The sequence below is a fragment of the Arthrobacter sp. TmtSoilC77 genome (assembly GCF_059739415.1).
Genome location: NZ_AP046050.1, coordinates 1504541 through 1519375, shown reverse-complemented (window position 1 = coordinate 1519375; position 14835 = coordinate 1504541). Strand labels below are relative to the sequence as shown.

Genomic DNA, 14835 nt, shown 5'->3' with positions numbered 1-14835 from the left:
AAAAGATGGCAACAACGGGGAAACACCCGCGAAAAACCGGGACTCTACGCTGATGATCAACAGGTCACGCCAGCGAAAGGGCCAAACATGTCCTCCACCCCCGTTCACATTGTCATTGCAGGCGCAGGTCCGGCCGCCCAGGCTTTGGTGCGGCGGCTGGCCGGTGATGGATCAGGCTCCCGGCAACGCCCCTTCGATGGCACCATCACCGTGCTCAGCAACCGCGACGAATGCCCCGACGCGCTCCTGAAGCTGGCAGAACTGCCGCAGGTCTCGGTCCGGTTCGGGCAGGCCGCAAGTTTCATTGACGCAGAAGCGAAAATCGTCACCACGGTGGATGGCATGGAGTTCTCCTACGACCAACTGGTGATCGCCACGGGGTCGGCTCCCAGCCTCCCGCCGGTTGTCGGAGCCGAAGCCAGCCTCAGCTACTCCACTATCGACGACGCCGCGAACATCGGCGAAGCGGTCAAGGACGTCACCAGAATCGTTGGCCGGCGGCCGTTGGGAATCCTCGTGGGCAATGGTCCCGCAGCGGGCCAGGCAGAGGCCGTGCTCCGGGCCCGCGGAGTCCGTCCCGTCCGCACCACCCTCCGCCCAGCCGCCGTCGTTTCTTCCAACGTAGACACGCTTGTATCCGATTCCGCAGTGCCTGCCACCGGGATCGTCTTCGAAGACGGCAGCAGCATGAACGGCGACCTCGTGATCCTCGCCGAAGAACGTACGGCGCGCGCCGAACTCGCGGAAAGCGCGGGCCTCCAGATAGCTTCCGACGGCGGCATCGCAGTAGGTCGCGACCTCGCTACCTCGGTTCCGGGCATCTGGGCGATCGGCGATGCCGCTTCCTGCGACGGCCTTCGCCTGGGCCTTCTCCTCTCTGCCGAGTCCTCCGCCATGCTGTGCGTTTCCGGGATGCTCTTGGGCGCATGGGGCAGCAGCCAGCAGGCCGCGAAGGCGGCATAGCCGTTGCCTCCAGCGTGGTGGTACCGCTGCAGTGCCACGAGGGAACATGATCGTGGCAAGATGGTCCTTTGACGGGCAGTGACAACCCTGCGGCCATCGGGCCGGCCACGCCCGGCACGGAAGGATCCCATGAGCAACGAAGCCGTCGCGCCTGCAAGCATCGCCTCGTACATCGACCACACACTGTTGAAGCCCGAGGCCAGCGAGGCCGAGGTTTTGAAGGTGTGCGCCGAGGCCGTCGAGTACAAATTCAAGTCCGTCTGCGTCAATCCGATCTGGGTCAAGACCGTCACCAAGGCCCTCAAAGGCTCGGGCGTACTGACCTGCTCCGTCATCGCTTTCCCCCTCGGCGCCACGCCCAGCGACGTCAAGGCGTTCGAAGCCCGAGGCGCAGTTTTGGACGGCGCGGATGAAATCGACATGGTGATCAACATGGCGGCCGCCCGTGCGAATGACAAAGGCGCCCTGGTGGATGACATCACCGCCGTCGCCGAAGCTGTCCACGCCGGCGAGGCAATCCTGAAGGTCATCATCGAGACGTCCATGTTGACCGATGAACAGAAGGTCATTGCCTGCGAAGCCGCCGTGGAAGCAGGAGCCGACTTCGTCAAGACCTCCACCGGATTCAATGGCGGCGGAGCCACAGTTGAGGATGTTGCCTTGATGCGCAAGACGGTAGGGCCCGATGTTGGGGTCAAAGCGTCAGGCGGAGTGCGGTCCCTGGCTGACGCACAGGCTATGATTGCTGCTGGTGCAACACGTATCGGAGCGAGTTCCGGAATAGCCATTGTCAAAGGTGAACAAGGTTCATCGGATTACTGAGGCGTCCGCGACAGCCACAGATTTTGAGCCCTGCGGGGCCGAGGAGGAATGAATGTCCAAGAACGCAACAAGCGCGCCCATTGAAAAAGAGAACAACCTCGGCGTAAGCATTGTCCTGTTCGTGATTATGATCGTGCTCTTCCTGGGCGCCATCTACTCCCTGTCCTTCCTCAGCCTGGACAACCCGTGGCCGATGGCCGTGTGCCTGGGCCTGTTCGCCCTCGCATTCTGGATTCCGCAAACCATCCTTGGCCGCTCGGACTCAGCCGGCGAAAGCTAAACTTTCACGCAACATGGGATGGCCCGGCTAATGCCCGGGCCATCCTGTTTTCTCCGACAAGCAGGAAGTCTGCACCTTTGGCGATGGTAGCCAACGCCAGGAAGCCCGCTGCGGGCACCGATCCTACTGGTCGTCAACCGCATCAGAAGGCGTGAAACCGCTCCCCGGCCCTGCCAGCAAGGTGCCCGGCCCTGCTGGGCGCAGTTCTGCGGCGACAACACAGATGCGATTCAAGAGGGCAGAGGCCTCAAATTCATCGCGCCCCTTAATCAGGACCTCTACTTCGCCCCGGACTTCCCGGATTTCATCTGTCCGCCGAAGCACGCTGCGGAGGTCTGCGCCGGCGGGAAGCTCGAAGCGTGCGAGCGTTGACATGTCCGAGCTAAAGACGCCCGGTTCGGTGCTCGTCCGGCGTTCCGCCTCCTCCAGCAGCACAGCGGCCAGCAGTTCGGAGCTGCGGTCCCAGGTGAAGCAGCGCGCCCACTCCTGGCACTGCGCAGAAACCTCAAGGGCAGTATCGGGATCGAGCAAGGCTTCAAGGGCCGTCACCAGGGCAGTGCCAAATTCCTGCGGGGTTTCCGCGAGCCAGCCCGTCCTTCCGTCCACTACCGAATCCCTGATACCTGGAACGCGCAGTGCAACACAGGGAACGCCCCAGGCCGCAGCTTCAATCACCGAGCAGCCCCACCCTTCAGAGGCCGACGTCGACACAGTGAGCCAAGCACGGTTAAGCAGGCTGTCGCGGAATGCGTTGGGCTGATATCCGTGAAACGTCACCACATGGTCCAGGCCAAGATCCATGGCCAACTGCTGCAAGCGGGGCCTCTCCGGACCGTCGCCCACAATTTCCAGGCGCAGCTTGGGAACGCTCCGTGCAGCAGCGGCGAACTGACCCAGCAGCACATCCAGCCGCTTGTGCGGCACGAGGCGGCTGACCACGGCGATGGTGGGGTCCGCATCCTTGGGTCCGATGGTCGCCGGAACGTCGATGGATCCGTTGGGCACCACGTGAATGGGTCCCGTAAATCCGAGTTTTCGCAGTTCCAGCCGCGTGGACGGCGATACGGCAACAATGGCCCGCTGGCCATACACCGCCTTGGCACCGCTGTTTTCCAGGAACCGTCCCAAGGCCGCAAGTGGCGGGGAGAACCTGGTGCTGAATTGCTCCTGGTGTACATGGTGTACCAGTTGGACTATTGGGGTCTTAGCGGACACAAACAAGGGTGCAAAGAAGGGGATTCCGTTCTGGCAATCCACAATCGCGTCGAAGTTCTGGCCTGTTTTCAGGAGCCTGCGGGCTGCTTGCGCGTAGATAGCCAAAGGCCCTCCCGCCCGGAGGATGCGGATGCCGTCGATGACATCCTCGGCCGACTGGCCAGGCTCCCGGCCTGTAAACCACGTGACCTTGGTCCGGCTTTCAACCCATCTCCTGGAAATCTGGTGCATATATTGCTCGGCCCCGCCCGCTTGCGAATGCCTGACGTCCCGCCAGTTCAGGACAAGCACATGTTTCCCAGCGAGGTCGGTGATGGCGGCTTCGGCTGCCAGTACCCCGGTCATGGCATGGTCTTCTGTAGCTGGAGAACTGACGCAAAACTCGCTATGCCGTCGTGCATGGGCCGGAAAGTGGACTCAGCCCCGTCCGTCCATGCCACGGGCAACTCGATGATCCTGGCGTTTTGATGTTGAAGTCGAAGAAGCAGTTCAACGTCGAAGGCAAATCCGGAGGCCCGGCACTGGACCATGGCAGCAGTGAGCGCGTCCCGTTCGAAGAACTTGAAACCGCACTGGGTATCGAAAATGCCCTTGACTTTTGTTCGGGTGAGCGCGCGGAACACTTTCCCTCCCATCCGTCTCCCAAGCTGTTGTGGCCGTACCAGGGTGGATCCCGGCGCGTGCCTGGAAGCAATCACAGCGGCCGCACCTTCCTGGAGATACGACATTGCGGATGTCAGCGTTTCCAACGGAGTAGCCATGTCAGCATCAAAGAATCCCGTGAACCGCGACGTTCCGCTGAGGAGACCCCGACGGACGGCGGCACCCTTGCCACGTCGCGAACAGCCAATCACCGAAATCGGCACGGCGGTTCCTCCATCAGGGAAGAGACGACGAATTACGGCTCCCGTTTCATCCACGCTGGCGTTGTCCACTACGACGATCCGCGAGGACCACGGCTGGGCGGACAGGAAGTCGGTGGTCTGGATCAGTGTGCGGGGAATCCTCGCGGCCTCGTTATACGCCGGAATGATGACTTCAAGATCAACGTGCGAGCGCCGCAACGATGCTGCGCGCCCCTGTGTGGGCAGACTTTGCCTACTGCCGGTGTGGATGCCGTGTGAACGGACCAAATCCATCAAAACCCTCCATTTTTTCCAAACTGGGTACAAGTGCCCGTCTGGAAGTGGAGGGAGGCCGCAAGTCGTGACGCTGGTTTGATGGAAGCTTCAATCGACGTGCATGCGGACCGTGCGCCGACCGAGTCAGGGCAGCTGCAGCATCCCGCCCAGCGCCGAGAAAATACCCGGCCAGTGTTGCCCCGCCAGAGCCCAGGCAGCCACGCCCATGCCCACCATGGCGTATCCGCTGACAGGAATCAGAACCAGCCACTCGCGCCGTGATCCTGCCCTGCCCAGCAGCGGAATCGAAAAGGCCCCGTTGGCCCGCCAGATGCCACTGATCAGTGATTTCCGCAGGAATTTAGGTGGCTTGATGACGATAGGCCACAGCAACGGCACACCGCCCACCGTAATCATGTCTCCCACGATGTGGACCACGACTCCCGTCAGCATTGACAGCGGCAGCCATCCCCACTGATCCGGCGCAAACCAGGTCACCAGGCCAGCCATCACCACGGCGAACACCCAGTTGGTGATCCACCCCGATTTGGGAAACAGGTTCAAAGCCTTGGCGGCAAGGTTGATCATGAACATGCACAGCAAACCCGCGCCGACGGAGAGCTTCCCCACCGGTGTGACCATCTGGAATTGAGCTGCCATGGCCGCCAGCACAACGAAGGCCGAGGCTCCCAAGAGTGAGTGCGTCCCTTGCCGGTGGCCGCCACTGGCTTTCTCGATTCCCACCGCAATCACATTGGACAGCGGCGGCAGCGAATTCGCTATGGTGCTGTGCCGGTGGTCCCAGTCGCACACCAACGCGGTGCCCGCCGTCGCCATGGCTCCGATGAGGATGCCAGTGGAGTCCAGCGGGTACCAGCCCAAGGCGTAAGGGCCGGTAGAGGCAATAGCAATCCACGCCGCGGCTCCTGACGCGGCGTGGTGTCCTCCCATCATTCGTTTAGCCTGCCTTTACGGGTACATCTGAGAAGATCGCTTCGATCACGTTGTTGGCCCACTGGAGGATCTCGGCATCCTGGAGATCACGGCCGCCGATCCTGGCTGTCTTGGGCTTGGGGATCAGGACAGCATCCAAGGCAGGCTTGACCTGGGAACCCGGGTACATGCGGTTCAGCCGCATGGTTTTGGACTCAGGCAGTTGCGCCGGCGAGAAGCGGATGAAGTTGCCTTGGAGCGCGACGTCGGACAGCCCGGCTTCGCGGGCCCCTACCCTGAAGCGGGCCACGGCGATGAGGTTCTGCGCCGGCAAGGGCGGCTCACCGTAGCGGTCCACGAGTTCAGCGAGGACCTCGTCGATAGCTTCATTGGTCACCGCCGCGGCCAGTTTCCTGTAGGCCTCCAGGCGCAGCCTCTCACCGGGCACATAATCATGCGGCAGGTGGGCGTTGACGGGCAGTTCGATCTTCATCTCGGCGGCCTTCTCTTCGGCCTCACCGCGGTACTCGGCAACAGCTTCACCGACGAGCCGGATGTAGAGGTCGAAGCCCACGCCCTGGATGTGGCCGGACTGCTCCCCGCCCAGCAGGTTGCCTGCACCACGGATTTCGAGGTCCTTCATGGCCAGCTGCATGCCCGCGCCGAGTTCGTTGTGCGCGGCCACAGCCTTGAGCCTTTCCAGCGCCACCTCGCCCAACGGCTTTTCCGAGGGATAGAGGAAGTACGCGTAGGCGCGTTCACGGCCACGGCCAACACGGCCACGGAGCTGGTGCAGCTGCGAAAGTCCGTACTTGTCGGCACCATCCACAATCAGTGTGTTGGCGTTGGAGATGTCCAGCCCGGTCTCAATGATGGTTGTACAGACCAAAACGTCGAACCGTTTCTCCCAGAAGTCCACAATGATCTTCTCGAGTCGGCTCTCGGACATCTGGCCGTGCGCCACTTCCACCCTGGCCTCGGGGACCAGCTCGCGGATCTGCGCTGCAATTCGTTCGATCGAGGACACACGGTTATGCACGAAGAACACCTGCCCTTCACGCATGAGCTCACGGCGGATGGCCGCTGACGTCTGCTTGTTCGTGAAGGGACCCACATAGGTCAGTACCGGGTGGCGTTCCTCCGGCGGAGTTGCCAGGGTGGATGTCTCCCGGATGCCCGTCAAGGACATTTCCAGGGTTCGGGGAATCGGCGTGGCACTCATGGCCAGGACGTCCACGTTGGTGCGCATCTTCTTCAGCGCTTCCTTGTGTTCCACACCAAAGCGCTGCTCTTCATCCACGATCACCAAACCCAGGTCCTTGAACTCAAAATCCTTGGACAGCAGCCGGTGCGTACCGATCACGACATCCACCGCACCGCTCTTGACGCCCTCGGCGGTTTCCTTGGCTTCCTTGCCGCTCTGGAACCGGGAAAGGGGCTTTACGCGCAGCGGGAATCCCGAGAAACGCTCAGTGAAGGTCTCGTAGTGCTGCTGGGCCAACAGCGTGGTGGGCACCAGGACAGCTACCTGCTTGCCGTCCTGGACGGCTTTGAAGGCCGCCCGGACGGCGATCTCGGTTTTGCCGTATCCGACGTCGCCGGAAACCAGGCGGTCCATGGGGATTTCCCGCTCCATGTCCGCCTTGACCTCGTTGATAGTGGTCAGCTGGTCCGGGGTTTCCACATAGGGGAAGGCTTCCTCGAGCTCGCGTTGCCATGGGGTGTCCGGAGCGAAGGCGTGTCCGCGGGATGCCATCCGGGCCGAGTAGAGCCGGATGAGTTCTCCGGCGATCTCCTTGACGGCTTTGCGTGCCTTGGACTTGGTACTCGCCCAGTCGGCGCCGCCCATCTTGCTGAGCGCCGGGGTATCCCCGCCGACGTAGCGCGTGACCTGGTCCAGCTGGTCCGTAGGGACAAACAAACGGTCCCCCGGAGCGCCACGCTTGGAGGCTGCATATTCCAACACCAGATACTCGCGCAGCCCGGCATCGGACGACGACGTACCCGTCACCTTGCGCTGGATGAGCTCCACGAACCGGCCGATTCCATGCTGCTCATGGACCACAAAGTCGCCTGCGTGCAACTGCAACGGGTCCACGGCATTCCGTCGCTTGGACGGCATGCGCCGCATGTCCTTGGTGGAACTGGCGGTGGCGCGCCCCAGCAGGTCCGCTTCAGTCAAAAGACCCAGTTTGAGGCCGTCAAGGACAAAACCACGTCCGACGGCGGCAGTGGTCACCTCGATGATGCCCGGCTGCGGATCCTTATCCAGCGAGTCCACGCGTGCACACGGAATATCGGCGTCATGGAACAGCTCAACCAGGCGCTGGGCAGGTCCTGGCCCGTCAGTAACAACCACCAGGCGCCACTGCTCCCGGACACGGGAGCCAATGAAGTCCAGCATTTCCGCCACCTCGCCCTGGTAACCGCGGGGTTCCCGGGCGTGGAGGTTGAGGACGTCGATGTCCAGCACCAGGTCCTCGTCAGTTGCGAGCGAGGTGATGGACCACCAGGACACCCCGTGTTCCAAAGCGGCAGACCGGGTGTCAGTCAGCGAACGGAAGCTCGCGGCGTGCAAGTCGGTGGAGGCCTGGGAGGACAGATCCAGTGGCGCGGAACCGCCGTCGGACGCCGTTGACCAAGCAGCTTCCAGGAACTCTTCGTTGGTAGCAGCGAGGTCGTGCGCACGGGTGCGCACTTTTTCCGGCTCGATGACCACGCTCAGGGAACCGGCCGGAAGCTGGTCCACGAACGGGACCATGGCATCCACCAGCACCGGGGCCAGGGATTCCATGCCCTCAACGGCGATCCCACCCGCGATTTTCTCCAGCATGTCAGCCGCCGCCGGCATATCTGCTTTGAGCTTGGCAGCACGGGACATGACGGAGGGCGTGATCAGGATTTCGCGGCACGGCGGTGCATGCAGTTCCGTCGGGTGGTGTATCCCGGGTGCAGATAGAGAGCGCTGATCGGCCACGGCAAACCAGCGCATCTGGTCAACTTCATCGCCGAAGAACTCCACACGGATGGGGTGGTCCTCGGTGGGCGGGAAAACGTCCAGGATGCCGCCGCGAACCGCGAATTCGCCTCGGTGGGTCACCATGTCAACGCGGGCATAGGCAGCGTCGGAGAGGGCGCGGACAACATCGGTGAACGAACGTTCCTGCCCTACCTGCAGCGTGACGGGGACGAGGTCACCCAAACCGGCCACGATCGGCTGGACCACGGCGCGAACCGGGGCAACCACCACACGCAGGGGTGCCGCCGTCGAGGTTTCAGGGTGGGTCAGGCGGCGCAGGACCGAGAGCCTGCGACCCACGGTGTCCGACCGCGGCGAGAGCCGCTCATGCGGGAGGGTTTCCCAACTGGGAAAGGTGGCCACAGACTCCGCGGGCAAGTACGAGGCGAGCGCCGCCGTCAGGTCTTCCGCCTCACGCCCGGTGGCGGTGACCGCCAGCACAACAGGCGTGCTCCCGGTTTCAGTTTCCAGGGCAGCAAGGCCATCGGCCATTTCCGCAAGCAGCACTGCCCGCATCCCGTTAGGGGCGCTGATCTGGTAGTCCGTGCTCCGGGCCGAAAAGGGCCGCTGAGCTTCCGTTCGGACGCGCGCAAAAGTCTTGTCCTCCGCCAGTGCGCGGCGCAGACCGTTGAGGCTCATGGCTGAAACTCCTAGGGTGGGTCCAAGGGCAGGCAACACAAATGCCCGGAAATTCAAATGAATGCCGGGTCATTCCAGCCTACCCCTCCCTCCAGCCCAGGAGTTCCTTTGCAGCCATCACCAAACCAGCCATCCAAGACAGTCCTCGTCACGGGCGCCACCGGTTACATTGGAGGCCGCCTGGTCCCCCGTCTTCTCGAGGCTGGCCACCGCGTGAAGGTGGTGGTCCGCTCCCCGCAGAAAATCGCCGATGTTCCATGGCACGACGACGTCGAAATCATCACGGATTCCCTGTCCGACGCCGGAAGCCTGGAGAACGCACTCCAGGGTGTGGATGTGCTCTATTACCTGGTTCACTCCATGGCTTCGGGCAGTGGATTCGAGGCGAAGGAAGATGCCATGGCACGCCTCGTGGCGGACGCAGCCACCCGGGCACACGTCACAAGGATCGTCTACCTCGGCGGCCTGCACCCGGAGAACGCAGAGCTCTCCACGCACATGCGTTCCCGCGAGACGGTGGGACGCGTCTTCCTTGATTCCCAGGTGGATTCCATCGTGTTCCAGGCCGGAGTCGTTATCGGTTCGGGTTCGGCGTCGTTCGAAATGATCCGCCACTTGGCCGATACCCTGCCCGTCATGCCGGCGCCCAGCTGGGTCAATAACCGCATCGAAGCCATCGCAGTGCGGGATGTGCTCCACTACCTTGTGGCTGCTGCAACGCTCCCGGACGGCCTGAACCGGACGTTCGATATCGGCTCCCGGGACGTCCTGAAGTACAAGGACATGATGAACGAGTACGCCCTGGAGCGGGGCCTGCCCCGCCGTTTGGTGATCGCCCTTCCGGTTCCGGCGCCCAAACTCGCCGGGCTTTGGGTTGCACTGGTCACGCCCATTCCGCTCTCCATGTCCTTGCCGCTGGTGCAGTCACTGCAGCACGATGCCGTGTCGCGGGAGTACGACGTCGATCATTACATTCCCCAGCCCGACGGCGGCCTGACGCCGTACCGCCGTGCCGTCGGCTTGGCTTTGGGCAAGGAACGCGACGGGCAGGTGGAGACCACCTGGGCAAATGCCGGAATCGACGCCGACCCTCTTCCCAGCGATCCCGATTGGGCCGGTTACAAGGTCTTCCTGGACGAGCGGACCTTCCACAGCGACGCGAAGCCTGAGCATGTGTGGACCATCATTGAGGGCATCGGTGGCAAGAACGGCTGGTACTCACTTCCGCTGGCATGGCGGGTACGTGGATGGCTGGACAAGCTCACCGGCGGCGCGGGCCTGTTGAGGGGACGAAGGCATCCAAAGAGGCTGGGCAGCGGCGAGGTGGTGGACTGGTGGCGGGTGGAAGCCATAGACCGCGGACATTTGCTGCGTCTCCGGGCCGAGATGCGGGCACCCGGGCGTGCATGGCTTGAGTTGGCGGTGGAGCCCGACGGCGGCGGGAGCCTTTACAAGCAACGCGCCATCTTCTTTCCACGCGGTTTGGCGGGCAGACTTTATTGGCTGGGCGTGTACCCGTTCCACGGGATCATCTTCCCGTCCATGGCACGGAACATTTCCGCGGCAGCAACCGCGCTTCAACAGCAGGAACAGTCGCAGGAACAGGAGCAGGGTTCCGGCGTGGCCACGGACACCCCGTAGGATGTTGGGAGCTAAAAAGCTTCACCACCAACATATCCACGGAGGACCCATGGCCCTGAGTGCATCCACCACCCTGCCCCACAGCGTTGACCGCGTTGCGGCCGTATTTGTCGACGAAGACTTCCTGCGCCACACGAGTGAACTGGTGGGCGGCTCCTTGGAATCGTTCACGATCGACGGCGACCCCGCCGGCGCTTTCAGCACCACCACGGTTCGTACGCTCCCCACTACCCGCCTGCCGGATATCGCCCGCAAGTTCGTCGGCGAGAGCCTGACTGTCACGCAGACCGAGCAGTGGGAGGCACCGGCAGCCGACGGCTCCCGCGCCAGCAAGATTGCCCTTAAGGTCTCCGGCGCTCCGCTCGACGTCACGGCAGTCCAGCGCCTCGTGGCTGAAGGCGGGAACACCCGGATCGAGCTTGAGGGCAACGTTTCCTCGTCGGTTCCGTTCCTGGGCGGCAAGATCGCCGATGCTGCTGAGCCGATGGTTGGCAAGGCCCTGAACATCCAGTCGCAGCAGGCGCAGGCCTGGCTCGAAAGCCACTAGCATGCAGCTCCCCGCCATTCTGGGCTGGGTCCTGATCGTTGCCGGAGTGTGGTCCCTGGTTGTATGGCCGCAGTTCCTGAAGCGTGTCATGAAGGACCCCCGGGCCCGCGACGCCGCCGGCAAGGCCACCAGGTTCCTCACTGTCCACGTCGTCCTGGTCTCCATTTCCATGGTGCTGGGACTCGCGACGGCGGCCATAGGGGTTGCAGGGCTCGTTTCCTAACTCTCGTCCCACCCAACTAGGTCGCAGTAGTGCGCGTTTTGAGCCCTCATAACGCGCTCTACTGCGACCCAGTTGGGTAGACTGGGCTTTGGTGTGCCGGGAAGTCTGGTCGGCGGTGTCTTTGCGATGCCCGCCCTTCGACCACTCGACCCACAGGAGCTTCCGTGGCCAAACAACCCCTGACCACCACCGTTTTCAGCCGCTCCAGCTACCCCGAGTACCGCCGGATCCTCTCGATCCTCCGAACAGAGACCGTGGGCGGCGCCCTCCTTCTGGCCGCCACTGTGATTGCGTTGATTTGGGCCAACTCCCCCGCCGCTGAGGGTTACTTCGCATTACGCGATCTCAAAATAGGCTATGAACCCTGGCACCTGCAGCTGAGCCTGGGGCACTGGGCCTCCGATGGCCTGCTGGCCGTGTTCTTCTTCCTGGCGGGCCTTGAACTCAAACGGGAGTTCGTCGCCGGGGAACTCCGCAAACCTGCCCGCGCTGTTGTACCCGTGGCTGCGGCCGTCGGTGGAGTGGTGGTCCCCGCCCTGATCTACGTCCTCTTCAACCTCGGCTCCGCCTCGGAGACACTCAAGGGCTGGGCCATCCCCACGGCTACGGACATCGCTTTTGCCCTGGCCGTCCTTGCCGTGATCAACACGCACCTTCCCGCAGCCCTGCGGACCTTCCTACTGACCCTCGCAGTAGTTGACGACCTCATCGCCATCGGCATCATCGCCTTCTTCTACTCCACGGGCATCCAGCCCCTTATGCTCCTGGCCGCCCTGGTACCGCTGGCGCTCTTCACCTTCCTGGTCCAGAAACGGATCCGCAGTTGGTACTTCCTGCTCCCCCTTGCCCTGGCCATGTGGGGTCTCGTCCATGCGTCCGGTATCCACGCCACAGTGGCCGGGGTCCTCTTGGGCTTTGCGGTTCCGGTCTTCAACAGCGGAAGAAAGGGCGAGCCGGCCGAAGGGCTCGCCGAACACTTCGAACACCGGCTACGCCCCTTCTCCGCCGGGTTCGCAGTACCCGTCTTCGCCTTTTTCTCCGCAGGCGTGGCATTGGGCGGGTTGGATGGCATGCGGGCGGCGCTCAGTGATCCGGTGGCCGTGGGAATCGTTGCGGCGTTGGTGCTGGGCAAGGCCATTGGTGTTTTCGGCACCACGTTCCTGGTGACCAAAACCACCCGCGCGAGCCTTGATTCCAGCATTGCCTGGATCGACCTCTTTGGGCTGGCTTTGCTGGCCGGGATCGGATTCACCGTCTCCCTGTTGATCGGCGAGCTAAGTTTCGGCACCGGATCCGCACACAACGACCACGCCAAGGTGGCCATCCTGGCCGGTTCCCTGATCGCGGCGCTGCTGGCCGCCGTCGTACTTAGGGCCAGGAACCGGCGCTACCGCCTGGTTCAGGTGGAAGAACAACGGGACGACGACGGCGACGGCGTGCCTGACGTCTTCAGCCGCACCTAGCGGCCGGCTGCGAGGCGGCTGCCCGGCACACTGCTCTGCGGGCTGTTAGGCCGTCGCCTGGTTCAGCGCGTCCTCCGCGGCAACCCACGAAATCATGGCGCATTTGACCCGGGCGGCGTAGCGGGCCACGCCTTCGAATGCGGCGGCGTCTCCCAGAATCTCCGGATCCGCCTGCACTTTTCCACGCGAGCGGAGGACTTCACGGAAGTTGTCGATCACGGCGTGCAGTTCCTCTACGGACATTCCCTCGCCAAGGTCGGTCAACACTGAGGCCGACGCCATGGAGATGGAACAGCCCGCACCATCCCAGCTGATCTGCTTGACAGTTCCATCGGCAACAGCCAGACGGAGCGTTACCTCGTCCCCGCAGACCGGGTTGAGTTGGTGGGATTGGCCGGTTGACGTGCCCGTAGGGGCTTCTGTGTCCGCGAGCCCGCTACCGTGCCGCTGCTTGGAGTGGTCCAGGATGATCTGCTGGTACAGCTGGTCAAGACTCATGGTGCTGGTTACCCGTTCGTGGAAGTGTGTGGGGAGCGCCCGAAGGCAGACGCCCTGGGTCAGGCCTGGAAATAGGCCCGGACGCCAGACACGGCGTCAAGGAAGGCATCGACGTCGTCTGTGGTGTTGTAAAGGTACGTACTGGCCCGGGTAGTAGCGGTCAGCCCCAAGCGGCGGTGCAGCGGCTGGGCGCAATGGTGGCCGACGCGGACGGCGATGCCGCGATCGTCAAGGAACTGGCCGACGTCGTGGGCATGGACACCGGCGACGTCGAAAGCAGCCAGCCCGATGCGTTCCGCGCCGGAAGCAGGACCCACCACGCGGATGCCGTCGATGCCCTCAAGTCCCTTGACCAGGCGCTGACCCAGCGTGGCCTCCCAGGCATGGATGCGGTCGATCCCGGTTTCGGACAAGTAGTTCACGGCAGTGGCAAGGGCAACCGCCTGGGAGATGCGCTGTGTCCCGGCCTCGAAGCGCTGCGGAGCCGGCAGGTATTCGGCGCGCTCCATGGTGACCGTGGTGATCATGGACCCACCGGTGAGGAACGGCGGGAGGACGTCCAGGAGTTCCTGCTTGCCGTACAGGACGCCGACGCCCGTGGGAGCCAGCATCTTGTGGCCCGAGAACACCGCGAAGTCGACATCCAGGTCCTTGACGTCAATGGGCATGTGAGGCACCGACTGGCAAGCATCAAGAACCACCAATGCACCCACGCGTCGGGCGAGAGCCACCAGTTCGGCAACCGGGTTGATTGTTCCCAGGACGTTGGACGCGTGCGTGAAAGCCACTAGGCGGGTCCGCTCCCCCACAATTTCTGCCGCGGCATCGAGCCGGAGCACGCCCTCGTCCGTGATGGGAATGTACTTCAGTGTGGCGCCGGTGCGGAAAGCGAGCTCCTGCCAGGGGATCAGGTTGGCGTGGTGCTCCATCTCCGTGACCACGATCTCGTCCCCGGGACCGATGGCCAGATCCTTCAACGCCGAACTGCCGCGGCCCTGAGCAGCCCACAAAGCGGCGTTGGACAACGCATAGCTGATGAGGTTCAGGCCCTCCGTAGCGTTGGACGTCCACACGGTTTCCTCATACTGGGCACCAACAAAATCCGCGACAGTTTGGCGGGCGTCCTCAAAGACCTCAGTCGCGCTCACCGCAAGTTGGTGTGCGCCACGGTGAACCGCGGCATTGCGTTGCTCGTAGAACTCCTGCTCGGCCTCTATGACGCTCAAAGGGTTCTGCGAGGTGGCCCCGGAATCGAGATAGATCAACGGCTTGCCGTTGACCAGTTGGTCCAGGACGGGGAAGTCGTTCCGGATCCGCAGCACCTCCGCATTGTCCATGGCAGGAACCACGGACTGCTGCAGCGAGGCGGGAGTTGATACGACTGTCAAGGGGCGCTCCTTGGAAATCCTTCAGGGACACTCAATTATCCCACGGCGCGACGTCCCCGGAGATGTGCCGTACAGCACGTCGG

The 14835-nt window shown here is 63.1% G+C and carries 13 protein-coding genes; 7 read left to right on the top strand and 6 right to left on the bottom strand.

Translation table 11 applies throughout. The features are described from left to right. Window positions 1-87: 87 nt before the first annotated feature. From AC6I99_RS07070 to AC6I99_RS07060, 3 genes are all read left to right on the top strand, one after another. The gene (locus AC6I99_RS07070) at window positions 88-963 is read left to right on the top strand and encodes an FAD-dependent oxidoreductase (RefSeq protein WP_497945623.1); all 876 of its coding nucleotides are present in this window, start codon (window positions 88-90) and stop codon (window positions 961-963) included. 129 nt (window positions 964-1092) lie between these two features. Beyond that, window positions 1093-1785, top strand: a complete 693-nt coding sequence (deoC, locus tag AC6I99_RS07065; RefSeq protein ID WP_224091772.1) for a deoxyribose-phosphate aldolase — start codon at window positions 1093-1095, stop codon at window positions 1783-1785. 52 nt (window positions 1786-1837) lie between these two features. Then, window positions 1838-2065: a hypothetical protein gene (locus tag AC6I99_RS07060; RefSeq protein WP_224091770.1), complete on the top strand. Its 228-nt coding sequence runs from the start codon at window positions 1838-1840 to the stop codon at window positions 2063-2065. Window positions 2066-2188: 123 nt separating this feature from the next. Here the strand turns inward: AC6I99_RS07060 and AC6I99_RS07055 are convergent, their stop codons facing one another. From AC6I99_RS07055 to mfd, 4 genes are all read right to left on the bottom strand, one after another. Further along, window positions 2189-3625: a glycosyltransferase family 4 protein gene (locus AC6I99_RS07055; RefSeq protein ID WP_497945628.1), complete on the bottom strand. Its 1437-nt coding sequence runs from the start codon at window positions 3623-3625 to the stop codon at window positions 2189-2191. Then, window positions 3622-4419, bottom strand: a complete 798-nt coding sequence (locus tag AC6I99_RS07050) for a glycosyltransferase (RefSeq protein WP_497945630.1) — start codon at window positions 4417-4419, stop codon at window positions 3622-3624. Before AC6I99_RS07050 ends, AC6I99_RS07055 begins: the two co-directional genes overlap by 4 nt. Window positions 4420-4545: 126 nt before the next feature. After that, on the bottom strand, window positions 4546-5355 hold the full coding sequence (locus tag AC6I99_RS07045; RefSeq protein WP_224166861.1) for a metal-dependent hydrolase: 810 nt from the start codon (window positions 5353-5355) through the stop codon (window positions 4546-4548). A 4-nt stretch (window positions 5356-5359) separates the two neighbouring features. After that, a complete protein-coding gene (mfd, locus tag AC6I99_RS07040; RefSeq protein ID WP_497945631.1) occupies window positions 5360-8992 on the bottom strand; it encodes a transcription-repair coupling factor in 3633 nt (1210 codons plus the stop codon). A gap of 57 nt (window positions 8993-9049) precedes the next feature. On the opposite strand from mfd, the gene AC6I99_RS07035 reads away from it, so the two are divergent. From AC6I99_RS07035 to nhaA, 4 genes are all read left to right on the top strand, one after another. Continuing rightward, window positions 9050-10633, top strand: coding sequence for an SDR family oxidoreductase (locus AC6I99_RS07035; RefSeq protein WP_497945633.1), 1584 nt, complete (start codon window positions 9050-9052; stop codon window positions 10631-10633). A 49-nt stretch (window positions 10634-10682) separates the two neighbouring features. Then, a complete protein-coding gene (locus AC6I99_RS07030) occupies window positions 10683-11180 on the top strand; it encodes a DUF2505 domain-containing protein (RefSeq protein ID WP_224091751.1) in 498 nt (165 codons plus the stop codon). Between the two features lies 1 nt (window position 11181). Further along, entirely contained in the window at window positions 11182-11403 is a 222-nt protein-coding gene (locus AC6I99_RS07025; protein ID WP_224166858.1) for an SCO4848 family membrane protein, read from the top strand. Window positions 11404-11567: 164 nt separating this feature from the next. Next, entirely contained in the window at window positions 11568-12866 is a 1299-nt protein-coding gene (gene nhaA / locus AC6I99_RS07020) for a Na+/H+ antiporter NhaA (protein ID WP_497945637.1), read from the top strand. A gap of 45 nt (window positions 12867-12911) precedes the next feature. Here nhaA and sufU read toward each other — a convergent pair whose 3' ends face one another. Both sufU and AC6I99_RS07010 read right to left on the bottom strand, forming a co-directional pair. Beyond that, window positions 12912-13364, bottom strand: coding sequence for a Fe-S cluster assembly sulfur transfer protein SufU (sufU, locus tag AC6I99_RS07015; protein WP_223936373.1), 453 nt, complete (start codon window positions 13362-13364; stop codon window positions 12912-12914). 59 nt (window positions 13365-13423) lie between these two features. Beyond that, entirely contained in the window at window positions 13424-14752 is a 1329-nt protein-coding gene (locus tag AC6I99_RS07010; protein ID WP_497945642.1) for a cysteine desulfurase, read from the bottom strand. Window positions 14753-14835 lie beyond the last annotated feature (83 nt).

What these genes read in the sequence shown, in the direction of transcription:
- AC6I99_RS07055 (WP_497945628.1), bottom strand. Translation starts at nt 3,625, where the DNA reads ATGACCGGGGTACTGGCAGCCGAAGCCGCCATCACCGACCTCGCTGGG.
- AC6I99_RS07060 (WP_224091770.1), top strand. Translation starts at nt 1,838, where the DNA reads ATGTCCAAGAACGCAACAAGCGCGCCCATTGAAAAAGAGAACAACCTC.
- AC6I99_RS07070 (WP_497945623.1), top strand. Translation starts at nt 88, where the DNA reads ATGTCCTCCACCCCCGTTCACATTGTCATTGCAGGCGCAGGTCCGGCC.
- AC6I99_RS07035 (WP_497945633.1), top strand. Translation starts at nt 9,050, where the DNA reads ATGAATGCCGGGTCATTCCAGCCTACCCCTCCCTCCAGCCCAGGAGTT.
- AC6I99_RS07025 (WP_224166858.1), top strand. Translation starts at nt 11,182, where the DNA reads ATGCAGCTCCCCGCCATTCTGGGCTGGGTCCTGATCGTTGCCGGAGTG.
- AC6I99_RS07030 (WP_224091751.1), top strand. Translation starts at nt 10,683, where the DNA reads ATGGCCCTGAGTGCATCCACCACCCTGCCCCACAGCGTTGACCGCGTT.
- AC6I99_RS07045 (WP_224166861.1), bottom strand. Translation starts at nt 5,355, where the DNA reads ATGATGGGAGGACACCACGCCGCGTCAGGAGCCGCGGCGTGGATTGCT.
- deoC (WP_224091772.1), top strand. Translation starts at nt 1,093, where the DNA reads ATGAGCAACGAAGCCGTCGCGCCTGCAAGCATCGCCTCGTACATCGAC.
- sufU (WP_223936373.1), bottom strand. Translation starts at nt 13,364, where the DNA reads ATGAGTCTTGACCAGCTGTACCAGCAGATCATCCTGGACCACTCCAAG.
- AC6I99_RS07050 (WP_497945630.1), bottom strand. Translation starts at nt 4,419, where the DNA reads ATGGATTTGGTCCGTTCACACGGCATCCACACCGGCAGTAGGCAAAGT.
- mfd (WP_497945631.1), bottom strand. Translation starts at nt 8,992, where the DNA reads ATGAGCCTCAACGGTCTGCGCCGCGCACTGGCGGAGGACAAGACTTTT.